We start from the raw sequence: 15,466 nt of genomic DNA on the forward strand, positions 1-15,466 counted from the left end.
AATAAAAAACCAGTAGCCAGCTCTGTGCAGTAACGAACATATATGCAGATTTAAAAGGGCATTAAGCATTGCAAAGGCGCTTCGTTTATTTACTAAGCGTATATCTACCCGTAAAAATCCAGCATGTCTTAGCCGAGTTAATTATTAACGCCTAAGAATAAAGCCAATTCATTAGCCCCTGTGCTGGGGCTGGGCTGGTGACAGGAAGTTATTTTGGCCCATTGTTGGAGCAGCTTGCTCTACTTCAGCTTCCTTTGCTTTCGCTTGTGCATATTTCTCTTAGTCGATCATGCTGAGTAACATAATGCATCGTCCTATTTCTGCGTCGGTTTTGTAGAGCTCATCATTGCCTTGATCCTCCTGCTTATGTATGTCTGTTCGCTTGCGTACAGACACCTATCCCAAGGCTTGACTAGTATAACTAGAGGGTTGATTACAAGATTTCCTACCTAAAGGGCAGATGCTTATGTTACATACCGTTACTTCCTTATTTGGACGACTTGGGCAACAACACTCCCAAACAATATGGCATAGCACTTCGCCCGTTCGCGAGGCTTTATTTGGTATAGCGCGGCTTGAAGAGCATGCAAAAAGTTTGGCTAAGGCTCAGCAGGTTCTCGACAAAAAAACGTCTGTCTTATCGTTACAAGCGAGGTTGGATGATAATGCTAGATCGTTGTTGAAGTCTTATCGAGGCTGTGCGACGGAGCTCGAACAAGGACGTAGTGTTGTTCCCGCAGCAGAATGGCTACTAGATAACTATCATTTAGTGGAAGAACAAATCCGCGAAATTCGAGACGATCTACCAGACAGTTATTATCGTCAATTACCCAAATTGGCTAGCGGACCTTTTGTCGGATATCCGCGAGTATTTGGTCTAGCCTGGGCGTTTGTAGCTCACACAGATAGTCATATTGATCCAGAGATTCTCGTGCGTTTTATTCATGCTTATCAGACTGTGCAACCGCTTACCATCGGTGAATTATGGGCGGTGCCGATCACGCTGCGTATTGTATTGATTGAAAACTTGCGACGTTTAGCCGATCAAATTGCCGTTGGTCGAAAAGCACGCCAAGACGCAGATCAGTTAACAGTACGACTTTTAGTGGAAGGTTGTGCTTATTCGGCGTTACAAGAAGATATCGCCGCACGATCATCGGGGCCTTTATCGGAAGTGTTTGCTGCGCAACTGGCAAAGAGATTACGTGACCAAGACCCGAAAACTACGCCCGCGCATGAATGGCTAGAACAGCGTTTGCAGCTACAAGGTCTTTCTGTTGAAGACGTTGTGCAACATGCCCAGCAACGCCAAGGTGCATCGAACGTCACCATTCGCAATGTGATCACCAGTATGCGCTTGATTTCTGATATTGATTGGTCGGAAATGTTTGAGAAAGTCAGTCTGGTCGATCAAGAATTTTACCGTTATGACCTTTATGCCCAAATGGATTTTCCGACTCGTAACTTGTATCGCAGTGCCGTAGAGGAACTAGCACGAGGCTGTGATTATTCGGAAATAGACATTGCCCAGCGCGCCGTAGAAATGGCGAAAGACAGCGTAAAGTCTTTTGAGTCAAAGAGTGCTGATTCAACCAATGCAGAAGCGACAGAAACGTTAACGGAAGAAGCTGATGTTGAAAAAAAACGTCTTGGTGACCCGGGTTATTATCTGATTGAACAAGGGCGTTTGGCTTTCGAAAAATCCATCGCCTATACACCGACCATGCGGTTAAGAGTTAGGCGCTTTCACGTACGCCTAGGCGTCGCGGGTTACTGCAGTACGATTGCCATTGTCGCCTTGGCTTTTCTTGCCATTAGTATTTTATTCGCAGGATTCCTAGCGTTTCACGCACAACCTTGGTTGCTGTGGGCAGTGGTGGCCTTTATTCCTGCCACAGAAGTGGCGTTTGCCATCGTCAATCGTTTAGTGACATGGCGATTTGGTGCGGTGATGCTACCGGGGCTTGAGCTAAAAGCTGGCGTACCGAGCTCGTTACGAACCTTAATCGCCGTGCCGACTTTGCTCACTTCAGAAGAGGATTTATTAGAACAAATTGAACGCCTAGAAGTGCATTATCTTAGCGGCATCGGCGGTGATGTGAGCTTTGCCTTATTAACTGATGGTAAAGATGCTGATTTGGAAGAATTAGAAAGTGATACGGTGTGGTTGGAACGGGCGGCATTTGAAATAGAACAATTAAACCAGCGCTACGAAGAGGGTCCATCTGGTCCACGTTTTATCTTGCTGCATCGCCGTCGACTGTTTAATCCGAGTGAAAATGTATGGATGGGTTGGGAGCGAAAACGCGGTAAGTTGCATGAGCTTAATCGATTATTACGCGGCGCAACGGACACCACTTTTATTGCTATTCAGGGCAAAGCGCCTAGTGTGCCGAGTGATGTTCGTTACGTGATTACCCTTGATGCTGACACGCGTTTGCCACGAGAAACAGCGTTGCGATTGATCGGCAAAATGGCGCATCCGTTGAATCGTCCACGTTTGGATAAAGTCAAACAGCGAGTTGTCGCGGGTTACGGGATTCTTCAACCTCGTGTCACACCGTCTTTATCAGTCGGTACGGAAGGTTCTTTGTTCCAGCGTATCTTTTCTGCTCCTGGCGGTATAGACCCATATGCGGCGGCGATTTCAGATGTGTATCAAGATCTTTTCGGCGAAGGTTCTTTTACTGGCAAAGGCATTTACGATGTCGATATGTTCGAAGCCGCGCTGGCGGATCGTGTGCCGAATAACACCATGCTGAGCCACGATTTGTTCGAAGGTATTTTTGCTCGTGCTGGTTTGGTCTCAGATGTGGAAGTGGTGGAAGAGTTTCCGGCCCGATACGATGTCGCCGCGAAACGCCAGCATCGTTGGATGCGAGGCGATTGGCAGCTATTGCCGTGGATTATGAGCAAGCCGACAGAACAGGGGGGTTCCAGTCTGGGGCGTTGGAAGCTACTCGATAATTTAAGGCGGTCGCTGGTGGCTCCAACAACCTTGTTATCCTTGGTGTTAAGTTGGCTGTTATTTCCGTCGTCGGTGGTGTTTTTTACGGTTGTGTTATTGGCTGTCATGGCTATTCCGCCTTTGCTGCCTTGTGTTTTTTCGATGATTCCTCATCGTTCTGGCGTGGACACCAGCAACCATTTTCAACTCTGGTTAGGGGATTTACGTCTTGCTTTAAGTCAGACTTTTTTGTCTATCACTTTTCTTCCTGATCAAAGCTGGCGCTCCTTGGATGCGATTGCACGCACCTTGTTGCGTTTAGGTGTGACGCATCGACGTTGTTTGGAATGGGAAACCGCGGCGCAGAGTCATGCGAGTCCGCGACCCAAGGTGACGGGTTTTTATCAAAATATGGCCTGTGGCACCTTGCTTGCTTTGGCGGTTTGCTTGTTTGTCATCGTTGTGAATCCGGCAGTGTGGCTGCTGTTGTTCCCGTTTGCTTTGCTTTGGTGTCTTGCGCCTTTGGTCGCCCTGTTTGTTAGTCGATCACCGGAAGTGTTGCGACCTGATGAACTCGATGTTGGCGCGGTCACTTTACGTCTTACTGCGCGCAAAACGTGGCGCTATTTTGAAACCTTTGTGACAGAGGAAGACAATTTTTTACCGCCTGATAATTACCAAGAAGACCCAGAACCTGTGGTGGCGCATCGTACTTCGCCGACCAATATTGGTTTGTATCTGTTGTCTTCAGTGGCGGCGCGAGATTTTGGTTGGGCTGGGTTATTCGAAACGATTGAGAGACTCGAAACGACCTTTGTCACACTGGAAAAATTACCAAAACACAACGGCCATTTTTTCAATTGGTACGGCACACAAAGCTTGCATACCTTGTTGCCGGAATACATTTCATCGGTGGACAGCGGCAATCTTGCTGGGCATTTGATAACGCTGGCAAATAGCTGCAAGCAATGGTGCGAAGAATTCGTGGCTGGGCCATCTCAAGACACTTTAACCGCTAATCCAAACTCAATGGTGCGCTCAGGTTTTATGGACAATATTGCATTGGCTAGACAATCCTTAGTGGTTGAATCAAAACCACTAACTAACCCTGTTAGTCCAGATATTAGAGATATTAACATCTCCATAACGGATAGCTCGCATCCATTGCTTGCGACTTTGGACGATATAGCGAGTAAATTAAACAGCCGCCAGACTATCGAGACCTTAACGCCAATTTTAATTCGATTGACTAATAAAGCTTCCAAGCTTGCACGTGAACGACCATTAGGTTCTGGCGAAGAAATTGCACAGGGTCGTCATGCTGATTTCATTTATTGGATCGAAGCGGCAAATAAGCTGATGGTTGAGCAGGAGCGCGATACTCTTGAGCTACGCAAATCTAACGACTCTTTGCTGGCTAGATTAAATGCGCTCGTGAGCATAGCTCGTGACATGGCGTTAGCGATGGATTTTGCTTTTCTCATTGACCCTGAACGCAAACTTTTGTCGATTGGTTATTCTCTTGCCGAAAACTGTCTCGATCCAAATTGCTACGATTTATTGGCTTCGGAAGCACGATTGGCGAGTTTGGTTGCTATCGCCAAAGGCGATGTGGCGACCAAGCATTGGTTTCGTCTTGGTCGCGCAGCAACACCCATGGGCAACGGCTCGGTTCTAATTTCTTGGTCGGGTTCCATGTTCGAATATTTGATGCCGTCGCTGGTTATGCGAGCGCCAACAGGCAGTTTACTTGAACAGACCAATCGGCTGATCGTTGGGCGTCAGCAGGAATACGGTAAACAACTTGGCATCCCTTGGGGTGTGTCGGAATCTTCTTATAATGCGCGTGATATCGAGTTTACTTATCAATATTCCAACTTTGGTGTGCCGGGACTTGGTCTAAAACGCGGCTTGGCGGGAAATAGAGTGATCGCACCTTATGCCACGGGGCTTGCCACTATGATTGACCTTCAGGCGGCGGTTGATAATTACGATCGTTTAACCAGCATGGGTGCTTGTGGCCGTTATGGTTTTTACGAGGCGTTGGACTTTACGCCTGCACGTTTGCCTGCGGAAAGCCAAGTTGCCATTGTACGCAGTTTCATGGCGCATCATCAGGGCATGACTATTGTCGCCATTGCCAATGCCTTACTGGAAGGCGTGTTTAGACAACGCTTTCATCAAGAACCCATGATTCAGGCATGTGAGCTCTTATTACAAGAACGTATGCCAAGGGATGTTTGCATTAGTCATCCTAGAGCAGAAGAAGTGAAAACCTACGCGTCTTCTCTAGTGCTGATTGCGCCGATAGTACGATGCCTAAGTCCAACTGCCGAAGGCTCGCCCATTACACATTTGTTATCGAACGGCCGATATGTGGTGATGTTGACCGCCACTGGCGCGGGCTACAGTCGTTGGGGCGACATTGCTGTAACGCGCTGGCAGGAGGACTCCACAAGTGATGATTATGGTAGTTTCATTTTTTTGCGAGATAAAAATACAGGTCATCTTTGGTCGAGCTCTGCCCAGCCTCTGCAAGATGAAGATCATTATCCGGCGGGTGTGTTTGAAGAAGATCATGTGGAATTTGTGCGCCATGATGGCGATTTCACCACTGCGATGGATGTTTTGGTATCTGGTGAAGACGATTGTGAAGTGCGTCGTATCTCATTGAGCAATAATGGTCGCATAGCGCATGACATTGAACTAACGTCTTATCTTGAATTGGTGTTAACAACGCCAGCGACTGACAATGCTCATCCGGCCTTTGCTAAGCTGTTTGTGCAAACTGACTATGTCCCTGAATATAATGCGCTAATTGCGACCCGACGCAAACGTGCTACTGAAGAACCTTCAATTTGGGCTGCGCATTTTGCTATTGTCGAAGGGGAAGTGACAGCCGATCCTCAATATGAGACCAACCGAGCCTTGTTTATTGGGCGAGGTAATTCCATTGCCACTGCGGCGGCGTTTGATTGTGACGATTCTTCGGTTGAGAGTGTCGATCTCAATAATTCAATCGGAACTGTTCTAGACCCTATTTTCTCGTTGCGCTATGCCGTACATGTGCCAGCAGGCAGTGTGGTGAGAGTGTCGTTTTGGACAGTCGTTGCGTCTTCTCGTGAAGAATTAATGGATCTTGTTGATCGACATCATGACCGCAGCGCTTATGATCGAGCGAAAACCTTAGCGTGGACGCAGGCGCAAGTGCAATTGCGTCATTTGGATATTAGTCCAACCGAGGCGGATGATTTTCAACGACTAGCGGCACCGATTATTTACGCAGACCCGCGTTTTCGTGTTTCACCCGAATTCATTCATCGTGGCATGGCGAGTCAGTCTTTGTTGTGGCCGCATTCGATTAGTGGTGATTTACCCATTGTGCTGCTGCGTATTGATGACGTCGAAGACATTGAACAAGTTAAGCAATTATTGCGCGCCTATGAATACTGGCGTATGAAAAGGCTGGCGGTGGACCTTGTAATAATCAACGAGCACTCGTGTTCTTATTTACAAGACTTGCAAAGCGCCATTGAAGCCGCAGTGCGAAGGAGCCAGTCTCGTCCTCAGCATGTTGATAAATTCAATGGCGATCATGTGCATGGTAATGTACATGTTCTGCGTGCAGATTTAGTGGATGTGTCGGTTTGCGATTTACTTAAATCTGTTGCTCGAGTCGTGCTTCTTGCACGTCGTGGTTCCATCAGTAAACATATCCAACGCCTACCTTCATCGCCGATTTGGCCGCCTGCTTTGAAAGTCCCGTATGACGTCATTGATGGTGACAATATGTCGCTTGAATCGCGTAAATCAAGCGTAAAAGAACAGTTAACTGAGCTGAAAGAAGGGCTCGAGTTTTTTAATGGTTTAGGTGGGTTTGGTTTAGGTGGGTGCGAGTATACTGTTATTCTCGAAAAAGGCGCGTTTACCCCTGTTCCTTGGATTAATGTTATTGCTAACCAACACTTTGGTTTTCATGTGGCTGCGGAAGGAGGGGGTTATACATGGGCAGAAAATAGCCGAGAGAATCAGCTAACTCCATGGAGCAATGATCCTGTTACTAATGCATCGGGCGAAGCGATTTACGTACGCGATGAAGACAGCTTAGCGTTGTTTAGCACTACGGCAGACCCTCTTCGATCGCATCCGAATGATCAGGAGGCGTATATTGCCCATCATGGATACGGTTACAGTCGCTTTGAACATCAAATCGATGGCTTGGGCTTAACGTTATTACAATATGTACCGCTCTCAGACCCTATTAAAATATCTCGCCTAACGCTACATAACCAATCAGGAAAGCACCGTCGTTTGTCGGTGACTTCCTATATCGAATGGGTATTAGGCACCGCCCGCGGAGCAACCGCACCTTTTGTTACCACAGATTTAGATACGGCAGGGTCAAATGCATTATTCGCTTGCAATCGTTGGAGTGTGGCGTTTCCAGGGCGTGTTGCATTTACTGATATGAGCGGGATGCAATCGTCGTGGACGACTGATCGTTCGGAGTTTTTAGGACGTAATGGTCGGATGAGTGCGCCTGCCGCTTTGCTAAGAGATTCTCCGTTATCTGGTAGCACGGGCGGAGGGCAGGACCCCTGTAGTGCGCAACAATGTGTCGTTGAGCTAAAACCAAATGAATCAGTGGAGGTGGTGATCTTGCTTGGACAATGTGATTCGGTCAGCAAAGCTCGGGAGTTGATAGAGCAATATCGAAATGCTGATTTGGATCAGGTTCTGGCGGAAGTAACCGAGTACTGGGAAACCTTGTTAGGCGCGGTTCAGGTGAAAACACCAGATCGAGCGATGGATATCATGCTCAATGGTTGGTTGCTTTATCAAACAGTCGCATGCCGTATGTGGGCTCGTTCGGCGTTTTACCAAGCCAGTGGGGCTTATGGTTTTAGGGATCAATTGCAAGATGGTATGTCGATGACTTTTCGTCGTCCCGATATGACTCGAGAACATATTTTACGTGCAGCGGGCCGTCAATTCATTGAAGGAGATGTACAGCATTGGTGGTTGCCTCACACAGGACAGGGCGTACGTACGCATATATCTGACGATAGAGTCTGGCTAGCTTATGCCACCGCAATTTACATTAAAACTTCGGGTGATATGTCCATCTTGGATGAGAACATCGCCTTTATAGAAGGGCCAATATTGGCTGCGAATCAGCATGACGCGTATTTTTATCCTACGAAATCGGATGAGTCTGCGACCTTATTTGAGCATTGTGCTCGCGGGTTGGATCAATGTCTTGAACTGACTGGTGAAAATGGCCTGCCATTAATGGGCACAGGCGATTGGAACGATGGCATGAACCGTGTCGGCGAAGGCGGTAAAGGGGAAAGTATTTGGTTAGGCTGGTTGCTGATTCGTACCATTCATTTGTTCTCACCCTTGGCGCAAGCTCGTAATGAAGACGAACGAGTACAGCGGTGGGTGGCTCATGCCAGTAAAGCCCGAGAATCGATTGAAGAGAAAGGGTGGGACGGCGAATGGTATCGTCGAGCAAGTTTCGACGACGGCACCTGGTTAGGATCAAAAGACAATGATGAATGCCGAATTGATTCTATTGTGCAATCTTGGGCAGTTTTATCCGAAGCGGGTGACCCAGAGCGCGCCGCGAAAGCCATGGATTCGGTCGAGCAATACTTGATTCAACCAGAGTCAAAACTGGCGTTATTGTTTACGCCGCCATTTGATAAAACCAGCCAAGATCCTGGTTATATAAAAGGCTATCCACCGGGTTTGCGAGAAAACGGCGGGCAATATACTCATGCCGCTATGTGGGCGATTCTAGCCTATGCAAAATTGGGTCATGGCAACAAAGCTAGCAGTTTGTTTAATTTACTAAACCCAATTAATCACACCCTGAATGCCGAAGATACTGAGTGTTATAAAGTCGAACCTTATGTGGTTGCAGCGGATGTATATGCCGTCGCACCTCACACAGGACGAGGCGGTTGGACTTGGTACACTGGATCATCTGGATGGATGTATCGAGCAGGAATGGAAGGTATTCTGGGTATTAATCGAGAAGGCAAAGAACTGACTATTCAACCTTGCATTCCGTTGGATTGGCCATGCTTTGAAGTCAGCGTAAAAATAGACAAGACCGAATACTTTATTTCCGTCGTGCAAGTGGTTGATCTTGTTGATTCCTTTAACGCTAGAGTTTCTGTAGAAGACTCTTTAATAGCGGAAAAAAATATCAGAGCAGTGATTGATGGCATGGATATTCAAATAACCAATAATATAGTGCGTGTGCCTCTGGATGGAAAGATGCATAAACTAAATATTAGTATTTGGACCTATAGATAGTGCGAATAGATACTTTTTAATTGAAGGTGATAGCTGTAGCTTTTGAAATTTAAAGAAATTATTTACTTACAACTACATGGTACATAACTTATACGCATAGTTTTTAGCTCATAGCAGAAAATCATCGCATCAATTTTATCTTTGACTCAAATGAGTTTTAGCAGTTTTACAGCGGATAGTCAGAAACACGAAAGATTTATTCAGCTAACTTGCCAATCGCTCTTACGGGGATCTTTAGCATGTTAGCTCTATGAAATTTTCTGGAGCTGACAATGAGAACGCCTTTGTTACCTTGGTTTATCCTATGGGTGACCATCCCAATCATTATTTTCTTTCTATTCATCTTACCCGCCTATGCCAGTGACGAGCCATTCTATCAGCGTGGTCAGGAAGGCTGGTTTTGGTATCAGGTCATTCCTGAGCCAGCGGAGGCTGAAGAGCTTATTAAGCTGGAATCTGGTGCGGCAGAGTCGAGTCAGATCGGGCTAAAGCCTTTCAGTGCTGCCTGGTTTCGTGAGCACATGCAGTCGTTCATGGACAAGGCAATTGATGAGCCGACGAATGAGAACGTCAGAGCCTATCTGTATCTCCAGCGCGTCATGATGGATAAGGGCTCACAGTTTGCTGATGTTAGTCAGCAGGTGGTCATGGGCGATCCAGTTTTGGATGAAATCAGTCGCAGACCCTTGGCGACCTATGCTGCCAATCGGATGGATCGAGAAGCTGGCGCTCAACGAGATATTGCTTTAGGTGAAGTAGCAAAACGGGTTGGTTTGTTCTTTTTCTATCGTTCAGATTGCCCTTACTGTCATGCTCAAGCGCCAATTATCGAATCTATGGCCTTGAACTATGGGTTCGAGGTGTTTGCTATTGCTGTCGATGGCTTGCCTTTACCTGGTGGAGAGTTTCCTAATTACAAAGTCGATTCAGGACAAGCTCAATCCTTGTCCGTTACGACTGTCCCTGCCGTGTTCTTAGTTGATCCGCCTAATGTCATCACTCCGATTGGCCAAGGCGCAATGAGCCTTGATGAGCTCAATAATCGAATCATTCTCGCAGCCTATCAAGCCGGTTGGATTGACGATCAAACTTACTATGCCACCAGGCCTGTTCAACCCGGCGTGTCACTTGCGATGTCAGCGCAAGAGCTTAACGAAAAGATATTACAGGACCCTGAGTTCCTTGTTCGCTATCTGCGTGCACAAGGAGGGTTATAACGATGAAAAAAGTATTACGAGTATCGCTAATCGCCTGTGCGATTGGTTTTTCGTCTATGAGCCAAGCAAGCTTGCAACAGGAGATGAACCAGTTGTTTGGTTCAATGACCAACACCACTGCGCCTGGCGTATTTGAAAGTCAGCGGCGTGGGGTTATATCTGGCGGAAGTGTTGTTGTCCGTAACAGAATCATGAACGAGAACCTCGTCTCTATGGTGCCTCCGTCATTCCAAGCCGGTTGTGGCGGCATTGATATGTTCGCGGGAAGTTTGTCATTTGTTAACGCGGATCAGTTTGTTCAATTACTTCGCTCTGTTGCTGCAAACGCCAAGGGATATGCATTCCAATTGGCGCTCAGTGCTATGTGCGAGAAATGCTCCCAGCACATGGAGACTCTGCAAAAGAAAATCCAGCAGTTGAACGAGTATTTCGGCAATTCCTGTCAAATGGCTCAGGGAGTCGTGAACGATACCTTGGCCGCCTTTGGTAAGAAGGGGCAAACAGAGGCCAGCATGTTGAGCTCTCTTAAAGGGGCTGGTGACATTTTTACCAGTTGGAGTGAGTCCAACGGTAAGAACCCTTATGAGAATGCTTCAAGTGTCGCAGCATCGGATGTGAACAAAACGATTAAAGGTAACTTGGTCTGGCGAGCACTGAAACGTCACTCGGCATCAAGCTGGTTTGCATCGGGGGATGACCGTTTTCTTGAAGCGGTTATGTCGGTGACTGGTTCGATCATCGTTGGTGATTTAGCGAATGCCGCTGATGGCCAAGGTAAAGCCCCGAAACTGACCAGACTGAATGGCAATAAAGTGACTATTGAGCATCTAATTCACGGCGGTAACGTCGCTATGTACCGATGTGACACAGTGACACAAGACGGCTGTCTGAATCCGACAATCACTAACGTGGCCCTGACGGGGTTATCAACCCAAGTAGAAAATTTACTTCTTGGTACAGGTTCCAGTAACGGCATTATTTTTAAGTTTGCTCGAAATACAGGAGCTGCTAGCACCACCGAAAAGGCTTTTATGACATCGGCTCCTGCGAGCATTGGCGGCATGATTCGAACACTTTCTGCATTAAATGAAGGGGCTGCTAGGTCGTTTGCTTCACGAGCGGCGCCATTTATTGCTGTTGAGATGGCCCGAGCATTGGTTGAAGACATGCTCAATGCAGCTAGAAGCACCTCTGGTGTAGAAGATCATGCCTATGCGAAGTTGTTAACGGAAGACCTTGAACGTGCACGTCGCCAAATCAATGAGGAATACGCCGCGTTACAGCGAAGATACGGCTCAGAGCAAGAGTTGCTGGCGCATTTTAATCAGGTGATTCAGACCATTCGCAAACAGCGTTATTACACCGTTAAATCTACGGCGCTGGGGAAATAGGTCATGTGGGAAATCTATTCCATCGGGGATTCGGCTTTTTTAGAGCAGGTCCTGAACGCTGTCGCGATGATCACTGGTACAGGCGACTTTACTTCAATGGTTCGGATTGGCTTGCTCATTGGGGTATTGATGGTCTCTGTCCAGGCCTTAATGCAAGGCGGTCGTGGGATTAACTTTCAACACGTTTTAGTCTCATGGCTAGTCTTTGCAACCATGTTTGGACCCAGTACCCGAGTGAGCATTGAGGATGCGTACACGGGACAAGTTCGAGTGGTTGATAATGTGCCCATCGGTGTTGCTGCCGCAGGCAGTACGATTTCGACTGTTGGCTTTCAAATCACGCGATTGTTTGAAGCCGCCTTCTCAACTCCCGCGATGACGGAATACGGCTTTGCATCCAGTTTACAGTCACTGATTAAAGTGAGAAAACAGGTGATGGATCGCTCTGGGTTGGGTGATGCAAATCGTGTCGGCGGCTCGGACATCGAGCAATCGTGGTTTAACTACATCAAAGAGTGCACCTTGATTGGTATCGACATTGGCCAAAAGAACCTCGATCAGGTGCTGAGTGATCCTAACCCGATGACTGCGATTAGGTTTGATTCGCGCATTTATGGCACTCGAATCATGCTCAGTGGTAGCAGTAGCGATCTGGACTGCACCGATGCCTATAGCCAACTGAAACTCATGACAGAATCAACCTTCATTCCAAGGCTTAAACAGGTTCTGTCAGCCTCATTGGGGACTTCGTCAGCAACGGACACTGATGACGTGATCCGAAATGCACTGAATAACCTTGGTTTGGCTTCAGTAAACACCCAAGAGTACATGACCGCGTCGGTGCTTTTGCCTATTTATGAGCAAAGCGTGACGGGCAAATATATGGATGATCAAGCTTTCACCGCAGCCGTTATGGTTAATCAAGCGATTGAGCAGCGCAATACGCAATGGGCGGCGGAGCAGACCCTGTTCCAAAGTATCGTTCGTCCGATGATGACGTTTTTTGAGGGGTTCATTTACGCCATCACCCCTTTGATGGCCTTTGTGATAGCCCTTGGCCAAATCGGGATGCGAATGGCCGGGAAGTACTTGTTAATCCTGCTTTGGATTCAACTTTGGATGCCTGTCATGGCCATCATTAACCTGTATATTCATTTAACCGTTGCAGGGAAAATGTCGGCTCTTGATGCCTTTGCAGGTACAGAAGTGCCATCTTTTGCCGGGATGATGCAGATGGATTCAGTGCTGCAAACCTGGATAGCTACTGGTGGCATGTTGGCGTCGAGTGTTCCGGCGATTTCGCTCATGCTCGTGTATGGCTCAGCAATAACCGCTACCCACTTGGCTGGACGTCTTCAAAACGGTGATGCCATTGATGAAAAGATGGCAAGTCCAGATGTCGCGAAAAATGCACCGGTGATGCAATCACAGTCAATGTTCCAAAATTCAGCCCTCACTGGTTCTGCAATGACCGGTGCGTCAAACTTACTAAGCAGTTACTCTGTCGGAAACGCAGTGGGTTCAATGGTCGGCTCTGCAAAAGAATCCATGACTCAGGCAACTCAAGCCTTTAGCCGTCAGGTTGGCAATACCATGAGTCGAACTTTTGGTGAAAAGCTAAGTTACGACAACCTTTCTTCGGTTGGACGTCAGATCGGTTCTTCTAATTCCGCATCTAGCGCCGTTGTTAATCAGGTCACTGATGACCTGCAAACACGATATGGTTTCGGAGACGATAAAAAAGACGCTGTACGTGGCTTGGTATCGGGCGTGTTATCTGGCGGACTAAGGGTTGGTGGCGATGGAACCATTACAAATACCGGTGATAAAGAAGTAGCAGATAAAGGGTTCTTGGGAAGATTACTTGGTACAGGGGGGAATGACTCCCCACAAGGCAACCTACCAGGAGTGGATAAGCCTGAATCATCAAGAGTGCCAAAAATATCACGGTTACGAGCAGGCTTGGATTTAGGTGGTAACTTTAGTGGCCAAGTTGAGTCGTCAGAAGGCAGTTCTCGGTCAACGACCGCAAATACGCTCACTGGGGAGATGCAAAGCTTGGCATCAAGTGATTCACGACGTGCTGAGTATCGCGATGCAATGGTTAAGGACCTTTCAGATTCAAGACGTTCTGGCGTTGAGATGTCGTTGTCTAATCAAGACTATCAGTCACTTCAGAGTTCAGCACAAGACGTTATCACGGCATCAAACCGCTTTAGTGAGCTTGATCAGGCCAGCTACAGTCTATCAGGACAAAGAAATACTGATGGTGCGACGTTAACCCGATTAGCGGCGGATAATCCTGAAGTCATGGATTTTTTAGGTCGCTATATGAACCAGCATGTTGAAGCCGGTAACCGATTACGTGAAAACCTTCCAATGTATCAGCGCTTGCTACCTGATGATAATCAGGCGTATGTGGCCGCAGCTATGGAGTCTTTGACCTATAGCAACTCTTCAACGCCCGCTGAACGCGACAATGATTATCAAGCAGCAATGACTGTTATGGCCATGGCTACCGGAGCCGATTTACGATCAATTCAGCCGCGCTCTAATGAAGGCATGTCATCAACTGCACCTACTTTTGGTGGTATTCAAAGCCAAGTTGAATCGGGTGTATTGGGCGGCTACGAGGATGCAGCAACAGTTCAAACTCAGTTCAACGCAGCTCAATCGGCTTACCAAACCAATTTGTCTGGTGTAGATGGACAGCTGAATGCGCATCAGCAACAAGCTCAACAGGCCGTAGTTTCTGACACAAGTACCTATCAATCTGGATTAAACAGTGAAGCTGGCTCTCAGTGGCGATCTCGCATTATGGCTGATGATAGCGGAGTCTCTGGAGCTGAAATGTTCTTCAACAGCGCCAGTGCTATTGGTGATTTCAGTGGCAAGCATACTGATGCTGCACTGCATACCTTGAATCATTTTGGCGAAGACTATGAGAGTTACAAGGAGCAAGCGCTTGAAGAACCTGGCTCACGAGGTTTCTTGCACAATGCAACGGTGGCCAGCAAATCAACATGGGATGGGTTAAAAGCAGCCGTTGATGCCGGAACCTCTTTGGAAAATCCTTTGACGGCGTTTAATGATGCATACAGTGGATCGAGTTCGCAGTATGCCTCCGAAGTTAACTGGGGCACTAAGTCTGAAGCCATGTTGGCTGGGGCATTCGGTGCGGCAGTTAACAATCGATACGGTGAGTTCTTAGAACAGTACGCCGATGATTTTAAACAGGAAGCATACAGCGAAGGGCAGAGAATGGGATTGACCCCGATTCAAAGTCAAGTGTTCGCTCAAGCTTTCAATGAAGGTTTGGCGGGGCGCGTATTCAACTCTGAAGACTCATCGAGTTGGTCGCCTGAAATGCTAGGTCTAAGGGAGCAAATGCTAAATGAGTATCGTCAAAAGGATGAGAGTGGCGCTTACATTCCTGACAGTGTGTCCGAAGAAGATAAAGCATTTGTGGATAAGCAGATAGCGGTGATCTCAAATGCATCGCTTGCGGGAGATTATGCTCAGAACAACTTGATCGATATTAGGGCTTATAACCAGGCATCAGGGAGGAACTGAAAATAGAAGGT

Annotated in this window: 4 protein-coding genes; all 4 read left to right on the forward strand. The window is 47.4% G+C overall.

Annotated elements, in window-relative coordinates:
* Positions 1-466 precede the first annotated feature (466 nt).
* The 4 genes from KO518_RS10935 to KO518_RS10950 all read left to right on the forward strand — a co-directional run bounded on the left by KO518_RS10935 (position 467) and on the right by KO518_RS10950 (position 15,455).
* A complete protein-coding gene (locus KO518_RS10935) occupies positions 467-9,274 on the forward strand; it encodes a GH36-type glycosyl hydrolase domain-containing protein (RefSeq protein WP_216025876.1) in 8,808 nt (2,935 codons plus the stop codon).
* Between the two features lie 272 nt (positions 9,275-9,546).
* Positions 9,547-10,491 carry a thioredoxin family protein gene (locus KO518_RS10940; RefSeq protein ID WP_216025877.1) on the forward strand — a complete coding sequence of 315 codons (945 nt, stop codon included), beginning with the start codon at positions 9,547-9,549 and terminating at the stop codon, positions 10,489-10,491.
* 2 nt (positions 10,492-10,493) lie between these two features.
* Entirely contained in the window at positions 10,494-11,882 is a 1,389-nt protein-coding gene (locus tag KO518_RS10945; protein ID WP_216025878.1) for a conjugal transfer protein TraH, read from the forward strand.
* 3 nt (positions 11,883-11,885) lie between these two features.
* The gene (locus KO518_RS10950) at positions 11,886-15,455 is read left to right on the forward strand and encodes a conjugal transfer protein TraG N-terminal domain-containing protein (RefSeq protein ID WP_216025879.1); all 3,570 of its coding nucleotides are present in this window, start codon (positions 11,886-11,888) and stop codon (positions 15,453-15,455) included.
* Positions 15,456-15,466: the final 11 nt, after the last annotated feature.

The sequence above is a fragment of the Aestuariibacter sp. A3R04 genome, assembly GCF_018860805.1.
GTDB lineage: Bacteria > Pseudomonadota > Gammaproteobacteria > Enterobacterales > Alteromonadaceae > Alteromonas.

What these genes read in the sequence shown, in the direction of transcription:
- KO518_RS10935 (WP_216025876.1), top strand. Translation starts at nt 467, where the DNA reads ATGTTACATACCGTTACTTCCTTATTTGGACGACTTGGGCAACAACAC.
- KO518_RS10940 (WP_216025877.1), top strand. Translation starts at nt 9,547, where the DNA reads ATGAGAACGCCTTTGTTACCTTGGTTTATCCTATGGGTGACCATCCCA.
- KO518_RS10945 (WP_216025878.1), top strand. Translation starts at nt 10,494, where the DNA reads ATGAAAAAAGTATTACGAGTATCGCTAATCGCCTGTGCGATTGGTTTT.
- KO518_RS10950 (WP_216025879.1), top strand. Translation starts at nt 11,886, where the DNA reads ATGTGGGAAATCTATTCCATCGGGGATTCGGCTTTTTTAGAGCAGGTC.